20 protein-coding genes are annotated in these 20,435 nt (G+C 65.9%); 15 read left to right on the top strand and 5 right to left on the bottom strand.

The genetic code is table 11. The features are described from left to right. Positions 1–106 precede the first annotated feature (106 nt). Complete coding sequence (locus AC3WLC_RS00605) at positions 107–910, top strand: IclR family transcriptional regulator (RefSeq protein WP_493682012.1); 804 nt, start codon at positions 107–109, stop codon at positions 908–910. Here the strand turns inward: AC3WLC_RS00605 and AC3WLC_RS00600 are convergent. Further along, complete coding sequence (locus AC3WLC_RS00600) at positions 907–1,338, bottom strand: Lrp/AsnC family transcriptional regulator (RefSeq protein ID WP_493682011.1); 432 nt, start codon at positions 1,336–1,338, stop codon at positions 907–909. The genes AC3WLC_RS00605 and AC3WLC_RS00600 overlap by 4 nt on opposite strands. A 120-nt stretch (positions 1,339–1,458) precedes the next feature. Here AC3WLC_RS00600 and AC3WLC_RS00595 point away from each other — a divergent pair, with 120 nt between their 5' ends. From AC3WLC_RS00595 to AC3WLC_RS00555, 9 genes are all read left to right on the top strand, one after another. After that, positions 1,459–2,586 (top strand): saccharopine dehydrogenase family protein, encoded by a 1,128-nt coding sequence (locus tag AC3WLC_RS00595; protein WP_493682010.1) that lies wholly within the window; start codon positions 1,459–1,461, stop codon positions 2,584–2,586. A 145-nt stretch (positions 2,587–2,731) separates the two neighbouring features. Beyond that, on the top strand, positions 2,732–4,219 hold the full coding sequence (locus tag AC3WLC_RS00590; RefSeq protein WP_493682009.1) for a M81 family metallopeptidase: 1,488 nt from the start codon (positions 2,732–2,734) through the stop codon (positions 4,217–4,219). Between the two features lie 242 nt (positions 4,220–4,461). Continuing rightward, a complete protein-coding gene (locus AC3WLC_RS00585) occupies positions 4,462–6,093 on the top strand; it encodes an amidohydrolase (protein WP_493682008.1) in 1,632 nt (543 codons plus the stop codon). 135 nt (positions 6,094–6,228) lie between these two features. Then, a complete protein-coding gene (locus AC3WLC_RS00580) occupies positions 6,229–7,818 on the top strand; it encodes an ABC transporter substrate-binding protein (RefSeq protein WP_493683108.1) in 1,590 nt (529 codons plus the stop codon). 90 nt (positions 7,819–7,908) lie between these two features. Next, positions 7,909–8,844, top strand: coding sequence for an ABC transporter permease (locus AC3WLC_RS00575; RefSeq protein WP_493682007.1), 936 nt, complete (start codon positions 7,909–7,911; stop codon positions 8,842–8,844). A gap of 8 nt (positions 8,845–8,852) precedes the next feature. Next, a complete protein-coding gene (locus tag AC3WLC_RS00570) occupies positions 8,853–9,674 on the top strand; it encodes an ABC transporter permease (RefSeq protein WP_326874359.1) in 822 nt (273 codons plus the stop codon). Between the two features lie 29 nt (positions 9,675–9,703). Next, the gene (locus AC3WLC_RS00565) at positions 9,704–10,666 is read left to right on the top strand and encodes a succinylglutamate desuccinylase/aspartoacylase family protein (protein ID WP_493682006.1); all 963 of its coding nucleotides are present in this window, start codon (positions 9,704–9,706) and stop codon (positions 10,664–10,666) included. Positions 10,667–10,741: 75 nt separating this feature from the next. Beyond that, positions 10,742–11,191 (top strand): type II 3-dehydroquinate dehydratase, encoded by a 450-nt coding sequence (aroQ, locus tag AC3WLC_RS00560; RefSeq protein WP_493682005.1) that lies wholly within the window; start codon positions 10,742–10,744, stop codon positions 11,189–11,191. Positions 11,192–11,744: 553 nt separating this feature from the next. Next, entirely contained in the window at positions 11,745–12,224 is a 480-nt protein-coding gene (locus AC3WLC_RS00555; protein ID WP_493682004.1) for an invasion associated locus B family protein, read from the top strand. Positions 12,225–12,632: 408 nt separating this feature from the next. Here the strand turns inward: AC3WLC_RS00555 and AC3WLC_RS00550 are convergent, their stop codons facing one another. From AC3WLC_RS00550 to AC3WLC_RS00535, 4 genes are all read right to left on the bottom strand, one after another. After that, positions 12,633–13,535: a T6SS effector amidase Tae4 family protein gene (locus AC3WLC_RS00550; protein ID WP_493682003.1), complete on the bottom strand. Its 903-nt coding sequence runs from the start codon at positions 13,533–13,535 to the stop codon at positions 12,633–12,635. A gap of 124 nt (positions 13,536–13,659) precedes the next feature. Beyond that, positions 13,660–14,589 carry a dihydrodipicolinate synthase family protein gene (locus AC3WLC_RS00545; protein WP_493682002.1) on the bottom strand — a complete coding sequence of 310 codons (930 nt, stop codon included), beginning with the start codon at positions 14,587–14,589 and terminating at the stop codon, positions 13,660–13,662. A 24-nt stretch (positions 14,590–14,613) separates the two neighbouring features. Continuing rightward, positions 14,614–15,300, bottom strand: coding sequence for a fumarylacetoacetate hydrolase family protein (locus tag AC3WLC_RS00540; protein WP_493682001.1), 687 nt, complete (start codon positions 15,298–15,300; stop codon positions 14,614–14,616). 287 nt (positions 15,301–15,587) lie between these two features. After that, complete coding sequence (locus AC3WLC_RS00535; RefSeq protein ID WP_164547550.1) at positions 15,588–16,058, bottom strand: Lrp/AsnC family transcriptional regulator; 471 nt, start codon at positions 16,056–16,058, stop codon at positions 15,588–15,590. A gap of 156 nt (positions 16,059–16,214) precedes the next feature. On the opposite strand from AC3WLC_RS00535, the gene AC3WLC_RS00530 reads away from it, so the two are divergent. The 5 genes from AC3WLC_RS00530 to AC3WLC_RS00510 all read left to right on the top strand — a co-directional run bounded on the left by AC3WLC_RS00530 (position 16,215) and on the right by AC3WLC_RS00510 (position 20,421). After that, positions 16,215–17,231, top strand: a complete 1,017-nt coding sequence (locus tag AC3WLC_RS00530) for an ABC transporter substrate-binding protein (RefSeq protein WP_493682000.1) — start codon at positions 16,215–16,217, stop codon at positions 17,229–17,231. A 13-nt stretch (positions 17,232–17,244) separates the two neighbouring features. Continuing rightward, complete coding sequence (locus tag AC3WLC_RS00525; RefSeq protein ID WP_493681999.1) at positions 17,245–17,997, top strand: ABC transporter permease; 753 nt, start codon at positions 17,245–17,247, stop codon at positions 17,995–17,997. Further along, positions 17,973–18,749 carry an ABC transporter ATP-binding protein gene (locus tag AC3WLC_RS00520; RefSeq protein WP_493681998.1) on the top strand — a complete coding sequence of 259 codons (777 nt, stop codon included), beginning with the start codon at positions 17,973–17,975 and terminating at the stop codon, positions 18,747–18,749. The genes AC3WLC_RS00525 and AC3WLC_RS00520 overlap by 25 nt, the downstream gene beginning before the upstream one ends. A gap of 190 nt (positions 18,750–18,939) precedes the next feature. Next, a complete protein-coding gene (locus AC3WLC_RS00515) occupies positions 18,940–19,791 on the top strand; it encodes a DUF4118 domain-containing protein (protein WP_493681997.1) in 852 nt (283 codons plus the stop codon). A 150-nt stretch (positions 19,792–19,941) separates the two neighbouring features. Beyond that, entirely contained in the window at positions 19,942–20,421 is a 480-nt protein-coding gene (locus AC3WLC_RS00510) for an SRPBCC family protein (protein ID WP_493681996.1), read from the top strand. Positions 20,422–20,435 lie beyond the last annotated feature (14 nt).

Raw genomic sequence — 20,435 nt, 5'->3', positions numbered from 1 at the left:
GCTCGGCGGTCATGAAAGCGAGAGACAAAATCCGTGTCAAGGATTGACATGGCGTGTTATTAGGCGACACGCTCAGCAAACGACCATGGCGCGCGCTTCACTTGCAATGAACCGGACAGACGAGGACAGGACCGCGCAATTGCCGCCGGGCGTGCCGATCGTCCGTGCCGTCGACCGTGCCATCGCTTTGCTCCGGGCTTTCCGCCCGGAACAGCCACGGCTCGGCCTCAGCGAGCTGGCACGGCAGGTCGGGCTCGACAAGGGCACGGCACGGCGCCTGCTATTGACGCTGCAGCTCAACGAGCTCGTCGAATATGACGAGCATTCGCAAAGCTATGCGCTGGCCGTCGGCCTGATCGAGCTCGGCAGCGCCGTGACGACCGGCCGCGAATTGCGCGACATCGCCGGCCCTTACCTCACCGAGATCGCCGAGAAGACCGGCGCCACTGCCTTCATCTGGGTGCATATCGCCGGCCGAGGGCTCTGCGTCGATCGCGTGCGCGCCTCGCTGCCGCATGTCGACGCGACATGGTTCGCGGTCGGCGCGCAAGCGCCGCTCAACTGCGGCGGCGGCCCGCGCGTGCTACTGGCTTTTCTCGATGACGAACAGCGCCGGCTGGCGCTGTCGCTAGACCTGCCCAAGCGCGCCCCGGCGAGCCAGACCGATCCGGAGCTGCTCTGGCGCGAGGCCGACCGTATCCGCGCGCAAGGCTGGGAACTTGCCGCCGACGACTTCTTCATCGGTTTGACCGGTGTCGGCGTGCCGATCTTCGACCGATCGGGTGCGCTCGCCGGCGCGCTCAGCATTTCCTCGCTGACCTCGATCGTCGCGCCGCAAGGACAGCCGGTGCATCTCGACGCGCTGCGCGACGCGGCCGCGCGAATCGGAGCGCGCCTGCTGCCTGGCTAACGCTCGATCCGGGTCGAGAGGATGATCGAGGACATCGTGCGCTCGACGCCTTCGAGCGCGCCAATCCGGTCGATCAACCCGTCAAGCTCGCCGATCGACGGCGCCACCACCACCGCGATCATGTCGAACTGGCCGCTGATCGAATGCAGCGTCCTGATCTCGGGGATGCGGCGCAGCTCCGTCTCGACGCGCGCTGCAAGCTTCGGCAAGGCGGTGATCAGGACATGCGCCTTGACCTGACCCTTCTCGTAATCCTCCGACAGCCGCGCCGTGTAGCCGGCGATCACACCGCGGCGCTCCAATCTCTCGATCCGGCTCTGCACTGTCGTGCGCGACAGGCCGAGCTTGCGGCCGAGCTCGGCCACCGGCGCGCGGGCGTTCTCGGTGAGCAGGGTCAGGAGATGGCGATCAGTCGGGTCTATTGGCATAACGCCGAAAGCTTACGGCGTTTCGCTGAAAAATCCCATATGAATCGTCGCGTCGTCGGCTTCTAACCGACGAAGCCCCGAGCGAATCTGTCTGGCAGAAACAGATTCATCGGGGGAACCATGAAAAACGTGGTCGTCATCGGCGCCGGCAAGATCGGTGCAACCATCGCCGACCTGCTCGGCGCTACCGGGGATTACCGCGTGGTGATCGCCGACCGCTCCAACGAACAGCTCGCCGCGATCAAGACCAGCCCGACGATCTCGACCCGCCGCGTCGACATCACCGACGCCGCCGAGCTCGCAGAGGTGCTGAACGGCGCCTTCGCCGTGCTCTCGGCCGCGCCCTACGACCTGACGACGCGCATCGCCGAAGCCGCCGCGGCGCACGGCGTGCACTATCTCGACCTCACCGAGGACGTCGCCTCGACCCGCCGCGTCAAGGAACTGGCACTGACCGCCAAGGCCGCGCTGATCCCGCAATGCGGGCTGGCGCCGGGCTTCATCTCGATCGTCGCCGCCGACCTCGCCCGCGATTTCGACCAGCTCGACAGCCTGAAGCTGCGCGTCGGGGCGCTGCCGCAATACCCGTCCAATGCGCTGAACTACAACCTGACCTGGAGCACGGACGGGGTCATCAACGAGTACTGCGAGCCCTGCGAAGCCGTGGTCAACGGCGAGCGCGTACTGGTGCCCGCGATGGAAGAGCGTGAGGAATTCTCGCTCGACGGCGTCACCTACGAGGCCTTCAACACCTCCGGCGGGCTCGGCACGCTCTGCGACACGCTCGCCGGCAAGGTGCGCACGCTGAACTACCGCACTATCCGCTATCCCGGCCATTGCGCGATCATGAAGGCACTGCTGCAGGATCTGCGCCTGTCCGAGCGTCGCGACGTGCTGAAGGACATCTTCGAGAACGCACTGCCGAGCACGCTGCAGGACGTGGTCGTGATCTTCGTCACCGCCAGCGGCCGGATGAACGGCCGGCTGACCCAGCAGACCTATGCCAACAAGGTCTACAGCGCCGTGGTCGGCGGCGTGATGCGTAGCGCCATCCAGATCACCACCGCCTCCGGCATCTGCGCGGTGCTCGACCTGCTGGCGGAAGGCAAGCTGCCGCAAAAGGGCTTCGTCAAGCAGGAGGAGATCGGCTTCGACGCCTTCCTCGCCAACCGCTTCGGCCGCGCCTATGCCCGGCCCGAGGATCTCGGCCACGCCCCCGGCGAGACCCACGCGGCACGCGCGGCCTGAGCCGGCCCCAGCATATTCGCCCCTGCCCCGCAAGCGGGCCGATGTGAGGGGACGCATGAACGGGTCCGGGCTGGCAAACACCCGCACCCACGCTACAAGACAAAAAATGGTTCCATAGGGAACGTTTCGGGGAAACGATCGAACGATGGCCAGACGCGTCCTGATCGCGGAATTCATGCATGAGACGAACACCTTCAGTGTTCAGCTCACCGATGAGGCGGTGTTCCGCCATCACGGCGTCTTCCGCGACAACGAGGTCCCCGCCGCCTTCCAGGGCACGCGGACCTCGATGGGCGCCGCCTTCGAAGCGGCCGAGAAGTTCGGCTGGAGCCTCGTCCACCCGCTCGTCACCGGAGCCAACCCGTCAGGCCGCGTCACCGACGCGGCCTTCGACGTCTTTGCCGGCATGATCGTTTCCGCCTGCGAGCGGCTCGACGGTGTGCTGCTGCATCTGCACGGTGCGATGGCGACCGAAAGCTCGGACGATGGCGAAGGCGAGCTGTTGCAGCGCATCCGCGCCAAGGTCGGTCCCGATGTTCCCGTCGTCGCGATCCTCGACCTTCACGCGACGCTGACGCAGCTCATGGCCGACAATGCCAATGCGCTGATCTCCTACCGGACCTATCCGCATATCGACCAATATGAGCGGACCTGGCAGGGCGCGCAGTTGCTGGAGCGGGCGATGAAGGGCGAGATCAGGCCGCGCGTCGCGGTGGCGCGCCGGCCGATCCTCTACGCGCTCGATGGTGGACGCACGACCTCGCCGCCCTTCATGGAGCTGCTGCGCCGCGGCGATGCGTTGGAAGCGGCGGGTGATGCGCTCGTCGTCAGCGTCCAGGCCGGTTTCTCCTCGGCCGATGTCCACGATATCGGCCCCTCCATCGCCGTCACCCATGACGATCGTGGCAAGGCGCAGGTCATCGCCGAGGAGCTGATGGACTATGCCTGGGAGCAGCGGCACTTCTCCTCGATCCACTTCACCCCGCTGAAGGAGGCGATGGCCAGGGCCAAGGGCGGCGAAGGCACGCTCGGCCCGGAGGCCGGCGGCAAGCCGCTGGTGATCTCCGATTATTCCGACAATCCCGGTTCCGGCGCCTATGGCGACGCGACCAACCTGCTGCGCGCCGTGCTCGACGCCGGCCTCAAGAATGTCGGCTTCCATGCGATCCGCGATCCGGAAGCGGCGCTTGCAGCGCAGGCAGCCGGCATCGGCAATCGCATCAAGCTCAAGCTCGGCGGCAAGGTCGATCCGAACACTGGCGGCGGCCCGCTCGATCTCGATGCCCATGTCGTCGCGCTCACCGACGGGCATTTCATCTGCTACGGGCCGATGGGCGGCGGCGTCTGGCGCAATTACGGGCTCTCGGCGCTGCTGCGGGTCGACGATGTCGAGATCATCGTCATCACCCATAACGGCCAGGCCACCGACCTTGCCCAGTTCACCTCGCTCGGCGTCGATCCGACCAGGAAGTCGACCGTCATCGTCAAGTCGATGCAGCATTTCCGCGCCGCCTTCGAGCCGATCGCCCGCGAGGTGATCGAGGTCGACACCGGCGCACTCTCGACCAAGAACTTCAAGGAGCGCCCTTACAAGAAGGTGCGCCGCCCGATCTTCCCGCTCGACGATATCTGAGAGGCAAGGTGCTGACCGATAACCCCGCGGAAATTGGCCCGATCTGCGAAAGGATATGGCCCGCTTGGTCGCACATGATGCCGGATCGCGACATATCGTCTTTGGCGATCAACATGGCGGGTGGGGCTCGAGTGGGCGGTATGAAATCAACGAGTTGCGTTGGCTTTTTTGGCCGGGCGACCGACCTCATCTGAGGGCCGGCCGCAAGGTGTCGACGAAGACAGTATAGGCAGGAGAAGACCATGGTGGTTCAGGCCGATATCGTGTTGCGCAACGGGCCGATCTGGTGCGGGCGCGAGGAGGGCGTGGTCGAGGCGCTGGCGCTCTGGGGCGACAAGGTGCTCGCCGCCGGCAAGGAGGCCGACATCGCCGAGCTGGTCGGGCCCTCGACCAAGGTCATAGACCTCGCTGGCCGGCTGGCGACGCCGGGGCTGAACGATTCCCATCTCCATCTGATCTCGGTCGGCCTGACCATGGACTGGGTCGATGCCCGTCCTGCCGCGGCATCGACGCTGGACGCGTTGCTCGGCCAGATCGCCGCCCGCGCGGCGAAGCTGAAGCCCGGCCAGTGGGTGCTGGCGCGCGGCTACGACCAGACCAAGCTCGACACCGGCCGCCACCCGTTTCGCGAGGAGCTCGACCGCGCCTCGCCGAACAACCCGGTGATGCTGGTCAGGACCTGCGGCCACATCTCGATCTGCAATTCACTGGCGCTCAAGCTCGGCGGCATCGACGAGACCTCGCCGACCCCGCCCGGCGGGCTGATCGAGCAGCAGAACGGCCGGCTCACCGGCCTGCTGGCGGAAAATGCCCGCGCCCCGGTCAAAGCCGCGATTCCGGCGCCGAGCGAGGAGCAACTCCTGGCCGCGATCGAGCGCGGCGGCAATTATCTGCTCTCGCTCGGGATCACCAGCTGCATGGATGCTGCGGTCGGGATGGTCACCGGCTTCAACGAAATCGCGGCCTACCACAAGGCCAAGCGCGACGGCCGCCTGCCGGTCCGCACCTGGCTCGCTCTGCTCGGCGACGAGGGGCGCTCGATCGTGCCGCAATGCCATGACGCCGGCCTGATCTCCGGCACCGGCGACGAGATGCTGATGATCGGCGCGGTCAAGATCTTCCTCGACGGTTCGGCCGGTGGCCGCACCGCCTGGATGAGCGAGCCCTATCTCGGCGAGGACAAGACCACCGGCGTGCAGATGCTCTCGGATGAGGATCTGGAGCGCCAGGTGCTCGACGCCCATGCCAAGGGCTACCAGCTCGCCTGCCACGCCATCGGCGATGCGGCGATCGAGCAGCTGATCACCGCCTATGAGAAGGCGCTCAAGGCCTATCCCGATCCGGATCGGCGCCACCGCATCGAGCATTGCGGCTTCTCGACGCCGCAGCAGCATGAGCGGATGGTCAAGGCCGGCATCTATCCCTGCCCGCAGCAGGTCTTCATCCACGATTTCGGTGATGCCTACGTCAAGGTTCTCGGCGAGGAGCGGGCGCTGCCGAGCTATCCGTTCCGGACCTGGTTCGATCTCGGACTGAAGCCGGCGACCGGCAGCGACGCGCCGGTCTGCGACCCCGATCCGTTCCCGAACTTCCACACCATGCTGACGCGCCAGACCTGGCGCGGCACGGTGATGGATGAGCGCCAGCGCGTCTCGATCGAGGAGGCCCTGCAGGCCTATACCGAATACGGCGCCTTCTCGCAGAAGCAGGAAGCGGTGAAGGGCAAGCTTGTGCCCGGCTTCCTCGCCGATGTCGCCGTGTTCTCGCGCGATCTGCTCTCGGCCACGCCGGGGGAGATCCTCAAGGACACGCGCTGCGATCTCACCATTCGCGGCGGCAAGGTCGTGTACGAGCGTTCGGGCAGCGCGGCCTGAACGTCGCGCTGCACAATCGAAACAAGAAGACAGGGCGTAAAAGCCCGCTAAGGTCTCAGATGGAACGAATATCGGCGCCGGCCAACGGCGCCGACCTCAGAAGAGTTCACCGACAGATTGGGAGGTTTCGACGTGTTGAAAAAGCTTGCCTTCACGACCGCGCTGACATTCGCGGCCTTCACCCTGCAGGCGCAGGCCCAGGAGCCGCGCCGCGGCGGCACCATTCGTTTCACTGCGCCTTACGGCGCGTCCTTCGTCAGCAATGACAGCCATGTCTCGAACCAGATCCAGGACGAGATCTACGGCTATGCGCTGCACGGCATGCTCTACAAATGGGATGCCAAGAACGGCAAGCCGGCGCTCGATATCGCCGAGAGCGTCCAGGTCTCGGCCGACGGCAAGACCTATACCTACAAGCTGCGCGACAATGCGCTGTTCCATAACGGCCGCAAGCTGACCTCCGACGACGTCATCTGGTCCTATACCCGCATCATGGACGGGGCGAAGAACTATCCGGGCGCGCGTTATGTCGCCCGCATCGTCGGCGCGACCGAGGTCCAGAAGGGCCAGGCCAAGGAGATCTCCGGCCTGAAGAAGATCGACGATTCCTCGTTCTCGATGACGCTGACCGACAAGGCTGACCCGGGCTACTTCCTGTTCCAGGCGCAGACCGCGATCCTGCCGGCCAAGGAAGCGCAGCAGCCTGGCTTCTTCGACAAGCCGATCGGCCTCGGGCCGTTCAAGTTCGTCGAGCATGTGCCGGGCTCGCGCATGGCCTTCGAGCGCTGGGACCAGTACTACCTCGCCGGCAAGCCCTATGCCGACAAGCTCGTGATCTCGCCGATGGGCGAGGCGGCGGCGCGCGACGTCGCCTTCCGCAACAAGGAGGTGGATGTCTCGATCCTGGGCTCGACCCAGTACGTCGCCTACAAGGCCGATCCGAACCTGTCGAAGGGCATCCTGGAGGTCGCCGAGGTCTTCACCCGCAACATGGGCATGAACCCGACCTTCAAGCCCTTCTCCGACAAGCGCGTGCGCCAGGCGATCAACTACGCCATCGACAGCGAGCTGATCATCAAGCGCCTCGTCCGCGACAAGGCGTACCGCGCCGCGAGCTGGCTGCCGCTGTCCTCGCCGGCCTTCGACAAGGACGCCAAGCCCTACGCCTTCGATCCGGACAAGGCCAAGAAGCTGCTGGTCGAGGCCGGCTATCCCGATGGCTTCGAGTTCGAATGGACCGCGACCCCGAACGAAAGCTGGGGCGTGCCGATCGTCGAGGCTACGATCCCGATGCTCGCCAAGGTCGGCATCAAGGTGAAGGTCAAGCCGGTCGAGACCTCGGCGCTCGGTGGCGTCGTCGTGGGCGGCGATTTCCAGGCCTATATCTGGTCGAACACCTCGGGCCCGGACTCGCTGACGGCGCTGAAGTGCTTCCACTCCTCGACTCCGCGCTCGTCCTGCAACTACACCACCTTCAAGAACCCGGCCTATGACAAGCTGATCGACGACGCCTCGAACGAGACCGATCCGGCCAAGCAGCTCGACCTCTTGAAGAAGGCCAATGCCTTCTTGCAGGAAGAGGCCCCGGTCTGGTTCTTCAACTACAACAAGGCGGTGCTGGCCTATCAGCCCTGGCTGCACGGCCTCCAGCCGAATTCGACCGAGCTCGCGCTGCAGCGCTATGAGGAGCTCTGGGTCGACACCACCTCGCCCGCAGCGAAGTAATCCCATCGCGAGCCCCCGCCGTCACAAGGCGGCGGGGGCTTGTCCGCCTCCGCCCGTCGGCTGCGCCCCGACGCTCAGGAGCCTATCGTCATGTTGCCTTATGTCTTTCGCCGGCTGCTGCAGGCGATCCCGATCCTGCTGGCGGTCGCCGCGCTGATCTTCGTGATGTTCAGCGTCATTCCCGGCAATTTCGCCACCAGCCAGATGGCCGACGGCCGCAGCAATATCGACGCCGCGACGATCGCGCGGATGAACGAGCAGTTCGGCCTCAACGATCCGCTGCCGCTGCGCTTCGCCAAATATGTCGGCGGGCTCGCGACCTTCGATCTCGGCGATTCCTTCCGCACCCGCCAGCCCGTCACCGCCCTGATCGGCGAGCGGCTCTGGCCGAGTCTGCAGCTCGCGCTCGCAGCGATGCTCTTCGCCATCGTCATCGGCGTGCCGCTCGGCTTCTTCGCAGCGCTGAAACCGGGGAGCTGGGTCGACATGCTCTCCATGGTCTTCGCCGTCTCAGGCCTGTCGCTGCCGATGTTCTGGCTCGGCCTGCTCTTGATGTACGCCTTCGCGCTGACGCTGAACTGGTTCCCGAGCTTCGGCTATGGCAACGGCGATCCCCGCTACATCGTGCTGCCGGCGATCGCGCTCGGCGTCTCGCCGCTGGCCCTGCTGGCGCGCACCTCCCGCGCCGCCGTGCTCGAGATCCTGCACGCCGACTTCGTCCGCACCGCCCGGGCCAAGGGCGCGAGCGCCTATCGCGTCATGCGCTGGCACGTGGCGCGCAACGCACTCGTCATCGTGCTGACCACGCTCGGCCTGCAATTCGGCTCGGTGCTCGGGCAGGCGGTCGTGGTCGAGAAGCTGTTCGCCTGGCCGGGGCTTGGCTCGTTGCTGGTCGACAGCGTCACCTGGCGCGACATCCCGGCGGTGCAGGGCTGCATCCTGACGATCGTGCTCTTCTTCCTCGTCGTGAACATCGCCGTCGATGTGCTCTGCGCCGTCGTCGATCCGCGCATCAAGTACAGCTAGGTCGCCCCATGAAGTTCCGTGCCAACCTCTGGATCGGCGCCACCTGCTTTGCGCTCGTCGTCGCAGGCGGCGTCTTCGCCCCCTGGCTCGCCCATACCGACCCGGTGATGGACGCCAACCTGATGAACGCCGAGATTCCGCCCGGCTCCGAATTCTGGTTCGGCACCGACGCGCAGGGCCGCGACATCTACAGCCGCGTGCTGCATGGCGCCCGCATCTCGCTGACGGTCGGCATCGTCTCGCAATTGATCAACACATGCATCGGCGTCGCGCTCGGCCTCTCCGCCGCCTATTGGGGCGGCTGGTGGGACGATTTCGTCAACGGCCTGACCAATATGATGCTCGCCATCCCCTCGCTGATCTTCGCGCTGGCGATCATGGCGATCCTGCAGCCGGGCCTGACCAGCCTGCTGATCGCGCTCGGCCTGACCAACTGGTCCTTCACCTGCCGGTTGACGCGCGCCGCGACGCTCTCGGTCAAGCAGCTTGGCTATGTCGAGGCGGCTCGCTCGCTCGGATACGGCACCTTCCGGATCATGTTCACGCAGATCCTGCCGAACATCGCCGGCCCGATCATCGTGATCGGCACCCTCGGCATGGGCGGCGCCGTGCTGGCCGAAGCCTCGCTCTCCTTCCTCGGGCTCGGCATCCGCCCGCCCTTCCCGAGCTGGGGCTCGATGCTCTCCGACGCGCGCGACCAGATCTCGACAGCGCCCTGGATCTCGATCTTCCCGGGCCTCGCCATCTTCCTGACCGTGCTCGGGCTCAACCTGCTCGGCGATGGCCTGCGCGACATCCTCGACCCGCACTCGCAGACCCGCAAGGCCTGAGCCTTCCTTCCGACGAAAGACCTATGCCCGTGACTGCCACCGACCTCGACGACGGCCCACTCGAAACCGTCAGCTTCATCGGCTTGAAGCCTGGCCCGAAGCTGATCGTGACCGGTGCCGTCCACGGCAACGAGCCCTGCGGGCCGACCGCGATCCGCCGTGTCATCGAGGAGTGCCGGGCAGGCAAGGTCAAGATCCTGCGCGGCGAGGTCACCTTCCTGCCCGTCACCAATCCCAAGGCCTTCCGCCAGAAGACGCGCGAGGGCGACCGCAACTTCAACCGCGACCTGCGCGAGCGGCCCTTGGCCGGCGATTACGAGGACCGGATCGGCAATCCGGTCTGCGCCCTGCTGCGCCGGCACGATGCGCTGCTCGACATCCACTCCTTCCGGCAGGAGGGCGAACCCTTCGTCTTCTTCGGCCCATCGAACAACCGCGGCGCGCTCGAGCCCTTCGCACGGGCGGAGGAGGAGATGGCGCTCGCTTCCTGTCTCGGCGTTGCGACCGCAATCCATGGCTGGCTCGACAACTATGCCAGGCTGCTCGACATCCGCGCCCGCCTGCCGGTGCCCCGGCTCAACGTCACCGAGGGCTATGGCACGACCGAGTTCATGCGTTTCGTCGGCGGCTATGCGGTGACGCTGGAATGCGGCACGCATGACGATCCCAAGGCCGCCGATATCGGCTATGCCGCGATCCGCAACACGCTGGCGCAATTGCAGCTGGTCGATGCGCCGCTGCCGAAGCCCGCGCTTAACGACGTGATCGAGATGGTCGAGGTCCTGCTTTGCGAACAGGAGGGCGATCGTGCCGAGACAGGCTGGCGCACCGGCGATGCGGTCAAGGCCGGCGCCGTCCTCGCCCACCGTGCCGACGGAACGAAGGTGACGGCGCCTGGAGACGGCTACATCATCTTCCCCAACACCGCGCCCAAGCTCGGCGAGGCGATCTGCCATTTCGGTGTCGCCAGCAGCCGGCGCGTCGGCGGCTGACCTTCGCAAACCAAGAGTCGTTGTTGCTTCATGCGCTGATCGCGGCAACATGCAGCCGCGACCTCAGGAGTTCCCATGTCCCGTCTCGTCTATGTCCTCAACGGCCCGAACCTGAACCTGCTCGGCAAGCGCCAGCCGCACATCTACGGCTCGGAGACGCTGGCCGATGTCGAGGATGCCTGCCGGGCGCTGGGCAACGAACTCGATCTCGAAATCCGCTTCCACCAGTCGAATCGCGAATACGAGATCATCGACTGGATCCATGAGGCGCGCGAGCAGGCCGTCGGCATCGTCATCAACCCCGGTGCCTTCACCCACACCTCGGTCGCGATCCTCGATGCGCTCAACGCCTTCGACGGCACGGTGATCGAGTGCCACATCTCGAACGTGCACAAGCGCGAGAGCTTCCGGCACCATTCCTACATGTCGCTGCGCGCGGATGGCGTCATCGCCGGCTTCGGCACACAGGGCTACCTGCTCTCGCTGCGCCGCGTCGCCAAGCTCGCCGACGAGAAGAAGGCCTGAGCCGGCGGCCCAACCCATCCCCGCATGGCGCCGGCCTGCTTGGCCGGCGCAGGGCGAAGTCATCGTCACAAGCAAGCAGCGACGAAATACTGAGGCAGAGTGGGCCGGGCGGCGCTGCGGCAACCGTCCAGGAAATATGATTTCTCCTTATAATAAATAAAATCATGCTTAGACCGATCGACGCAAAGCAACAAAGCTGATCTTCACTCACAAGAACTTGCTTACGTCAGGCGAATGCCCTAACCGCATCTCGGCCGCGCCGATCGGCCGCCGCGACGAGAACCCTGACGTGACCAAAGCAAATCTTCTTCTCGGGACCGCCCTGCTCGCCGGCTGGATCAGCCTGCCGACGGTCTCCGCCCTCGCCCAGACCGAGCCGCCGACCACTGAGCAAGCCGAGGATACGGAACCGGCTCCGCGCGCGCCAGCTACGCGCCCTGCTCCTTCGAAGCCAGCACCGCCGCGTCCGGCCGTTCCCTCGGCTCGCCAGGCCAACCCTCCGGCGCGTCCCGCCACCGCGCAGGCCCCGGCCGCTACTCCGGCGCCTCCGAACGTGAGCCAGCCTGCCTCCGCGACGGCGCGTCTCCCGAACGGCGCGACGGCGGTCAACGAGGTCTATGGCGACTGGACGGTCGATTGCCGCATCACCGACGGCCAGAAGCTCTGCGTGCTGTCGCAATCGCAAGGCGACAGCCGCACCAACCAGCGCGTCTTCGCGATCGAATTGCGGGCGCCGAAGGATGGCCGCGCCGAGGGCACGATCCTGATGCCGTTCGGGCTCAAGCTCGAGAACGGCGCCGTGCTCAAGCTCGACGAGAAGGATCTCGGTCAGGGTCTGCGCTTTTCGACCTGTGTCCCGTCCGGTTGCCTGCTGCCGGTGTCCTTCCCGACCGTGGCGACCGACGCCATGAAGGGCGGCAAGACGCTGACAGCAGCGGCACTCAACCTGTCGAGCAACGACGTGGTCTCGTTCAACATCGCCCTGAACGGTTTTGGCCCGGCGCTCGACCGGCTGGTACAGCTGGCGAATTGACGGGACAGATCACCGCGGCGCTATGCGTTGCGACGGTCAGCCCGAGCCATTGCTGCAGTTCATGAACGCCATATGCGCGCCGGTGCCGCGCCTGGCGGATCGCCAGCCCATGCGGCCGGGGCGCGCCGGATCTTCGACGATCCGCCCGCCATTGTTGAGCGCACAGGTACAGGATCGCTGATCCCTCATGCTGCGGCATTCCGGATGGACGCCGCCGCGTTGAGCAGAGGCAGGCCCCGACGAGCCGAGAGCGATCAGCGCAGCGCCGCCGAGCAGAAGAGCAAGACGCATATCAACTATCCCCAAGCCGCAGCTCAGGGTTGCATGACGTGGACGTCCGCGTCCACCGTTTCGAAGGCCCCGGACCCGGCGCACGACCTCGCAGCCAGAGCGATCGGCAGCCGCCGCCTATTCCGGGCGCCGACGAGCATAGAGCTGGCCATAATTGTTGGAGTGGCCGTTCATATCGGTCTCGCTGGTCCAGTTGAGGCGGGTGAACTTCTCGACCGTCGCCGGCGTCTTGCCGATCTTGGCCCAGGTGACGATCGGTCCGTGGACCGTGTCGTCCATCACCGCCTTGCCGACATTGGCGGGCGTCTTGGGCGCCGGGGCGCCGCGCGAGGCGACCTTGCTCTTGATATAGGTGACGCGGCCCGACGCGGCGAAGTGGTAATAATAGTAATTGCCATCATAGACCTCCCACCAGCCGGTCAGCCAGCCGGGGAGCGCGCTCCCGCCCGTCGCGGAACCGTCATTGACCTCCCAGAACCAATAGGGAAAGGCGCTGGCGCCGCTGGTGAAGCGCGAATCCATCGCCTGGAGCCATTTGTCGCCGTCCCAGAGCTCGACATGGGCGCTGCCCATCACCAGGATGCCGCGCTTGCCCTTGATGGACGACATGTCGCCCTTGGGGACCGCATCGGTCCGGCCATATTGCCAATCCAGCCAGTCGTGCAATTCGTCGACCGACAGGATCATGTACTGGCCCATCAGATAGGTATTCTGGCGTAGCTTGGCGCCATTTTGCGGCACCGTATCGCCGGTGTTGTTCAGTCCGAGGCTGAGCTGCATCACGCAGGATGTGTTCTTGCCCTTGAGCGGTTTCTTGCCTTTGTCGGGATCGATGCCACTCGCCCTGTTCTGCTGCTCGAGAAGATCATTGTTCTTTTTGATCTCCTCGTTGTCCTTGTCGACCTGATCATTCCAGGTTTTCAGCTGGCCCGTGATCTCGAGCGGGAAATCCTCGGCATTGTAGGTCTTGTAGCCGGCTCTCAACTGGTCCCAGCTCAGCGGAATCTTGGCGTAGGCCATCGCACGCCTCCCGGTAAGAACCGGAGGACGATAATGCATCGCTCGCTGAATTGGCAGTGGCTTCGCCGCCCCGACGGCACCCGGGACAACCGTCCCGGGACCACCATCAGCCTGTTCGCTGCAGTCAGAGCTTGGCGCGCGGATCGCGCTTGGCCAGGCGCCCGAGCAGATAGTCGACCTCGGCCTTGGCCGCAGCGGTCAGGCCGGGACCCGGCTTGCGCTGGGCGTCGCTGGCGAGGATGCCGCGCTTCATCATCACATATTTGCGCACCGCGAGGCCGACGCCCTGCTGCTGCTCATAGCGCAACAGCGGCAGATGCGCGTCGAAGATGTCGTGGGCGTCGTCACGGCGGCCGGCCTTGCTCGCCTTGACCACGTCGATCAGCAATTCCGGGAAGGCATAGCCGGTATTGGCGCCGTCGGCGCCGCGCTCCATCTCGAAATCGAGGAAGAGCCCGCCATTGCCGGTCAGGATCGCGACGCGGCGCAGCGTCCCCTCCGCCTCGAACCTGCGCAGGGTCGAGATCTTCTCCAGCCCCGGCCAGTCCTCGTGCTTCAGCATCACGCAGGACGGGTTGTCCTGGATGATCTTGCGGATCACTGCCGGGGTCATCACCACCGACAGCGTCAGCGGATAATCCTGGATGACGAAGGGGATGTCGCTGCCGATCGCCTCGACGGCCTGGGCGTAATAGCCGGTGATCTGGTCGTCGGTACGCAGATTGGTCGGCGGAGCGATCATCACGCCGCCGGCGCCCAATTCCATCACCTGCCGCGCCAGCGAGCGCATCGCGGCAAAGCCCGGGGCGGAAACGCCGACGATGATCGGCTTGCCGCCCATCCTGGCGACGGCGCGCTTGACCAGGCCGATCGATTCCTCCGGCTCGAGCTTGGGCGCCTCGCCCATGATGCCGAGCACGGTGACGCCGTCCGAGCCGATGCCGTGATAGAACTCGAACAGCCGATCGGCCGAAGTCCAGTCGACGCTGCCGTCGGAGTTGAACGGCGTCGGCGCGATCGGGAACACGCCGGAGGCTTCGGGGGTCAAAGGCATTGCAGTTCTCCTGGAGCTGGCCGCTCAGACGATCTTGGCGCGGACGGTGCCGACACCGGCGATGACGCCTTCGAGCAGATCGCCCTTGACGACGGCGGCGACGCCCTCGGGCGTGCCGGTCATGATCAGGTCGCCCGGCGCCAGCGTGACGAAGCCGGAGAGGTACGAGATCGTCTCCGGCACGTTCCAGATCATCTTGGCGAGATCGGAACTCTGGCGGACCTGGCCGTTGACCTTGAGCTCGATCAGCCCCTTATCGGGGTGGCCGGCCTTGGCCGCCGGGACGAGCTCGCCGATCGGCGCCGAGGAGTCGAAGCCCTTGCCCATGTCCCAAGGCTTGCCAGCCTTCTTGGCAGCGCCCTGCAGGTCGCGGCGGGTCATGTCGAAGCCGGCGGCGTAGCCGAAGACATGGGAGAGCGCGTCGGCCTCGGCGATGTCCTTGCCGCCGGTCCCGATCGCGACGACGAGCTCCATCTCGTGATGGAGATCGGCGGTCTTCGGCGGATAGGGCATGTCGGCCCCGCCGGTCAGCACCGCGTCGGACGGCTTGGTGAAGAAGAACGGCTCCTCGCGATCGGGATCGCCACCCATCTCGCGGGTGTGCTCGGCGTAGTTGCGACCGACGCAGAAGATGCGGCGCACCGGGAAGAGCCCGCCACCGGCCACCGGAATGGCGGCAACCTTCGGCTGATCGATGACATAGCTGGACATGGGCACGCCCTGTTGGAGAAATCCGGGAGCGTTCATGCGGGAGCGGGGCGGCCGGGGCAAGTGCCCTGCGCCGCTTGGTGGGGCTGCGTTGCGGTCATCTGCAACAGCAGGGATGGAAGCGCGGGGAACCCTCTCCTGTAAGGAGAGGGCAGGGTGAGGTGTAGGCGGTTGGGCCAGTTCCGCGAGCGCTCACCGCGCGGCTGCGTTTAGGCCAACGTTTTCAGTCCGAACACCTCGCCTCTGCCCCTCTCCTTCCAGGAGAGGGGTTCCCGCGCCCTATTCGTCGATCACGACGCCTTCGGCAGGTCCGGCACCTTGTAGGCGGTCGTCGCCTTGATCCGCTCCATGGCGAAGCGCGAAGTGACGTTCTTGAGCGGGATCGTCTCGATCAGCTTCTTGTAGAAGGTGTCATAGGCGGCCATGTCGGCGACGACGACGCGCAACATGTAGTCGACGTCGCCGGCCATCCGGTAGAACTCGATCACCTCCGGCATCGCCGCGACGCTCTGCGCGAACTTCTCCAGCCAGGGGCCGGAATGGTCGGCCGTCTCGATCTGGACGAAGACGGTGAGGCCGAGCCCGATCTTCTCCGGCGCGACCAGCGCGACGCGCTTGATGATCACCCCGGTCTGCTCGAGGCGCTGGATGCGCTTCCAGCACGGGGTCTGCGACAGCCCGACCCGATCGGCGAGCTCCGCGATCGAGATATTGGAGTCAGCCTGCAGCACGGTCAGAATCTTGCGGTCGATGGCGTCCATCTCTCGATCCATGGTGAGAGAGAAAAAACTCATTGCCACGCCATGGCAATGGAGAATTTTCTTCTTTTTGAAGGGCAATGCTTGTCTTTAGATAGAAAATCCTTTTATCAGACGTCAATAGCACTGAAAACACACGCCGTCTGGGGAATTACGATCATGGACCGCCGCCAGTTCCTGCTCGCCGGCTCGTCGCTCGCTGCCACGCTGCCGTTCGGTGCTCGCGCCCAGGAGGCGATCCCGGCCCGCATCGGCTACATCCCGATCATCGGCACCGCGCCGATCTTCGTCGCCAATGGCGAGGGCTGGCTGAAGCAGGCCGGTCTCGCGCCGACGTTCACGGTGTTCGAATCCGGCCCGAACATGATCCAGGCACTCGCCTCGGGCACGATCGACCTTTATGTCGCCGGTGTCGCCCCGCTCGCCGTCGCCCGCTCGCGCGGCGTCGACATCCGTGTCGTCGCCTCGACCGCGACCGGCGAGAACGTCTTCGTCGCAGCGCCGGCCCTGGCGAAGTTCTTCACGACGGGCACGAGCGCGGCCGCCGCCTTCAAGGCGCACAAGGCCGCGACCGGCAAGCCGGCGCGCCTCGCCACTCAACCGGCCGGCTCGGTGCCCAACACCGTACTGCAATACTGGCTCTGGGAGGTCGCCAAGGCCGACAAGGCCGATGTCGAGATCGTGCCGATGGGCATCGATGCGACCCAGCAGGCTGTGCTCGCTGGCGCCGTCGAGGGCGCGATCGTGCGCGAGCCGGCCCTGACCATCATCCAGACCCGCAATCCCGGCATCAAGCTGATCGCCGGCGGCGAGGATGTCTTCCCCGGCCAGCCCGGCACGGTGGTCGCCGTCTCCGGCGCCTTCGCCACCAAGAACCCCGACGCGGTGCAGAAGCTGGTCTCCAGCCTGGTCAAGGCCGCCGATGTGCTGATCAGGACGCCCGCCAAGGCCGCGCCCCATGTCGGCGCCGCGCTTGGCAAGGGCATCGTCGATCCCGCTCTGATCGAGAAGGCGCTGACCTCGCCGGCGACCAGGTTCGAGATCGACCCGCGCAAGATCATCGAGCCGGCCCGCGCCATGCAGGCCTATCAGGTCAAGCTCGGCTCGCTCGAAAAGGAACTTCCGTTCGACGGCCTGTTCGAGACGCAGTATTACGAGCGCGCCATCAAGGGCTGACGGGACTACGGATTTGCGTTCATTGCGGGCTCCGGCCCTCGCCCTGGCGGGCCTTGTCGCCTTCCTCCTGCTCTGGGAGGCGATTCCCTATTTCGGCCTGGTCAACCCGGCCTTCCTGCCGGGACCGAGCGCCCTGCCCTCCGCCTTCCTGCGGGAGGTCAAGTCCGGCGCCTGGCTCTCGGCGATCATGGGCTCGCTCGGCCACTACTTCATCGGCCTGTTCACCGGCGCGGGCCTCGGCATCGCGCTCGGCGTTTTCACCGGCATGTCCCGGATCGCCGAGGAAACGACAGCCTGGGTGGTCCGTTTGCTGCGGCCGATCCCGGGCCTCGCCTGGGTGCCGTTCGCGATCATCTGGTTCGGCGTCAACCCGCAGGCGGCGGTGTTCATCATCGCGATCGGCGTGTTCTGGATCGTCTTCTTCGCGGCGCAGGGCGCGATCCGCGGCGTCGACCGCGACCTGATCGAGGTCGCCGATGCCTTCGGCTTCCGCTCGCCGTTCCAGCGCCTGACCAAGATCCTGTTGCCGGCGGCGCTGCCCGGCATCCTGATCGGCGTGCGCACCGCGCTCGGCCAGGCCTGGATGGCGGTGGTCGCAGCCGAGATTTTTGGCGTCGCCGGCGTCGGCCAGCGCATGATGCAGGCCTCCAGCCTGCTCGCGACCGACCTCGTCGTCATCTACATGCTGACCATGGCGGCGCTCTACGGCCTGCTCGACACGCTGTTCGTCGCCTTCCAGGGATGGGTGCTGCGTTGGAAAGCGTGATCGACATCAAGGAGCTGTCGCTCACCTTCACACGCGACGGCGAAGCGACCGAGGTGCTGCACAAGCTCAACCTTTCCGTCGCCCGCGGCGAGTTCCTCGCCATCGTCGGCCCCTCCGGTGTCGGCAAGTCGACCCTGCTGCGCGTCATCGCCGGCCTCGCCCGGCCGAGCGGCGGCGAGGTCGTGATCAATGCCAGGGACAACACCCGCCGGCCGGTCGCATTGGTCTTCCAGGATTCGCGGCTGCTGCCCTGGCGCAGCGTGATCGCCAATGTCGGCTTCGGCCTCGAAGGCCAGGTGCCGAGGGCAGAACGCCTCACCAAGGCGCAGCAGATGCTCGACCTCGTCGGCCTCGGCCATCTCGCCCAGCGCTGGCCGCACCAGCTCTCAGGCGGCCAGCGTCAGCGCGTCTCGCTGGCGCGCGCGCTCGCGGTTGAGCCCGAGATCCTGCTGATGGACGAGCCGTTCTCGGCACTCGACGCGCTGACGCGCGAGACCTTGCAGGACGAATTGATCGAGGTCCGCCGGCGGACGGCTAAGACCGTGTTGTTCGTCACCCACGACATCGACGAAGCCGCCTATCTCGCCGACCGGGTCGTGGTGCTCTCCGGCGCGCCCGGCCAGATCATCGCCGAGCACAGGATCTCGGCGCCGCATCCACGCCGGCGTGGCGCCGAGGCGGAAGCGGAGATCGTGCGGGCGGTGCGCGTCGACCTCGGCGCGGACATCGTCAGCGACGGCGCGGCGATCTGAGAGCCCCGACCATCGGCGGCCACGCCTCGAAAGCGCTTATGCTCGCCTTATGCGGCCCGAAGCTGGATCATATGGCAGCCTGATGCCGTTGTGAGTGATCATTCGCCCTCTCGTCCCGGAGGCCGGATCGCCACCGACGATGCCGCTGCACGCCACGGACGAGAAGGCAATCGCAGAAGGAGACGTCGCGATGAGCGCTCAAAGTTCTCCGCAGGAATTCAAGCTCTTCCCGGAGCCCGGTACGCTGCCCGCCTTGCAGCTGTCGAACACTCCTCTTCCCGTTCGTTATCTCATCGCCTGCGCGATGACCGGCATCGCGACGGTGGTGGCGGTCGGGCTCGACAGCACGGTGACCATTCCGAACCTGTCGCTGGTCTTCGTCGTGCCCGTGCTCATCGCGGCCGTCGCTTTTGGCCTCGGGCCGTCGCTGGCTTCGGCCGTTCTCGGGGCACTCGCCTACAATTTCTTCCTGACCGAGCCGCGCTTCACGCTCCGCGTCGACGATCCCGCGAACATCTGGGCGATCGGCCTGCTCTTCATCGTTGGCGTGATCGCGAGTGCCGTGGCATCGACCGCCCGGCGCAGGGCGGATGATGCCGCGCTTGGCAGGCGACAAGCAGCGCTCGTCCGGTCCTACGGCCGCGAGCTTGCCGCAGCCGATACCCCGGAGGCGATCTTTTCCCGCACCGCCGATTCGCTCGAAGCTCTCTTCAAGGTCCCTGTCGTCCTGATGTCGATGCCGCAGAACGCGGTCGAGCTCACCTTGAGGCGTGGCGGCATCGAGCCCTCCCCGATCGATATCGAGGCGGCGCTTTCATCACTGACGACCCGCAAGGTTGCTCTTGCCGACGTCTACCCGTTCGACGGCTCGCGCTTCGATTTCTGGCCAGTGATGACGTCCGCGGGCAACCCGGCGGTCATCGGCCTGGCCTTCGACCCGGAGGAACGCCCGCCCCAGCCCGGCACGCTCGTCGAACTCGTCGCGAGCCTGATGGCTCTGGCTCTGGACCTTCAGCATATGCGCGAGCACAATCGCGGATAACGACCCGGTGCATGGCCGCCTGCCTTGCGGCCGCGCCGGGTCGTTATCCGCTGCAGTTCCAGCTCGGTTTCGCGCCCGACTTGTTACTCACGACCGTCCGAGGCATCCGACTACGGTTCTCCCCATCGCACCACACGAGAGGAGAACGCCATGACCGACAGCAACTACACCCTCAGCTTCACCGTCCCGCAGTCGCCGGACGCCGTCTTCGCTGCCATCGCCAATGTGCGCGGCTGGTGGTCGCAGGAGATCAGCGGCGGCACCGAGCATGTCGGCGACGTCTTCGCCTACCGCTACCAGGACCTGCATCGCTGCAGCATCGCGATCATGGAGGCGGCCCCCGGCAGGAAGATGGTCTGGCACGTGCTGGACAACTATTTCAGCTTCACCCGGGACGAGACCGAGTGGAAGGGCACGGACATCGTCTTCGACATCGCCAGGAAGGGCGATGGCACCGAGGTCACCTTCACGCATCGCGGCCTGGGACCGACCTACGAGTGCTACGAAGCCTGCTCGCAGGGTTGGCAGATGTATGTCGAACGCAGCCTGCGCGAGCTGATCATGACCGGCAAGGGTCGTCCCAATGTCGGCGAGGCGATGACCGAGAGCGAGCGCACTCTCGCTGCCTGAGGCGTCATGGCTTC

It is taken from the genome of Allobosea sp. GW821-FHT03A12 (genome assembly GCF_058986765.1).
This window is presented reverse-complemented; position numbering and strand designations above follow the sequence as displayed.

What these genes read in the sequence shown, in the direction of transcription:
- AC3WLC_RS00605 (WP_493682012.1), top strand. Translation starts at nt 107, where the DNA reads ATGAACCGGACAGACGAGGACAGGACCGCGCAATTGCCGCCGGGCGTG.
- AC3WLC_RS00600 (WP_493682011.1), bottom strand. Translation starts at nt 1,338, where the DNA reads ATGCCAATAGACCCGACTGATCGCCATCTCCTGACCCTGCTCACCGAG.
- AC3WLC_RS00595 (WP_493682010.1), top strand. Translation starts at nt 1,459, where the DNA reads ATGAAAAACGTGGTCGTCATCGGCGCCGGCAAGATCGGTGCAACCATC.
- AC3WLC_RS00590 (WP_493682009.1), top strand. Translation starts at nt 2,732, where the DNA reads ATGGCCAGACGCGTCCTGATCGCGGAATTCATGCATGAGACGAACACC.
- AC3WLC_RS00585 (WP_493682008.1), top strand. Translation starts at nt 4,462, where the DNA reads ATGGTGGTTCAGGCCGATATCGTGTTGCGCAACGGGCCGATCTGGTGC.
- AC3WLC_RS00575 (WP_493682007.1), top strand. Translation starts at nt 7,909, where the DNA reads ATGTTGCCTTATGTCTTTCGCCGGCTGCTGCAGGCGATCCCGATCCTG.
- AC3WLC_RS00570 (WP_326874359.1), top strand. Translation starts at nt 8,853, where the DNA reads ATGAAGTTCCGTGCCAACCTCTGGATCGGCGCCACCTGCTTTGCGCTC.
- aroQ (WP_493682005.1), top strand. Translation starts at nt 10,742, where the DNA reads ATGTCCCGTCTCGTCTATGTCCTCAACGGCCCGAACCTGAACCTGCTC.
- AC3WLC_RS00550 (WP_493682003.1), bottom strand. Translation starts at nt 13,535, where the DNA reads ATGGCCTACGCCAAGATTCCGCTGAGCTGGGACCAGTTGAGAGCCGGC.
- AC3WLC_RS00545 (WP_493682002.1), bottom strand. Translation starts at nt 14,589, where the DNA reads ATGCCTTTGACCCCCGAAGCCTCCGGCGTGTTCCCGATCGCGCCGACG.
- AC3WLC_RS00540 (WP_493682001.1), bottom strand. Translation starts at nt 15,300, where the DNA reads ATGTCCAGCTATGTCATCGATCAGCCGAAGGTTGCCGCCATTCCGGTG.
- AC3WLC_RS00535 (WP_164547550.1), bottom strand. Translation starts at nt 16,058, where the DNA reads ATGGACGCCATCGACCGCAAGATTCTGACCGTGCTGCAGGCTGACTCC.
- AC3WLC_RS00530 (WP_493682000.1), top strand. Translation starts at nt 16,215, where the DNA reads ATGGACCGCCGCCAGTTCCTGCTCGCCGGCTCGTCGCTCGCTGCCACG.
- AC3WLC_RS00520 (WP_493681998.1), top strand. Translation starts at nt 17,973, where the DNA reads ATGGGTGCTGCGTTGGAAAGCGTGATCGACATCAAGGAGCTGTCGCTC.
- AC3WLC_RS00515 (WP_493681997.1), top strand. Translation starts at nt 18,940, where the DNA reads ATGAGCGCTCAAAGTTCTCCGCAGGAATTCAAGCTCTTCCCGGAGCCC.
- AC3WLC_RS00510 (WP_493681996.1), top strand. Translation starts at nt 19,942, where the DNA reads ATGACCGACAGCAACTACACCCTCAGCTTCACCGTCCCGCAGTCGCCG.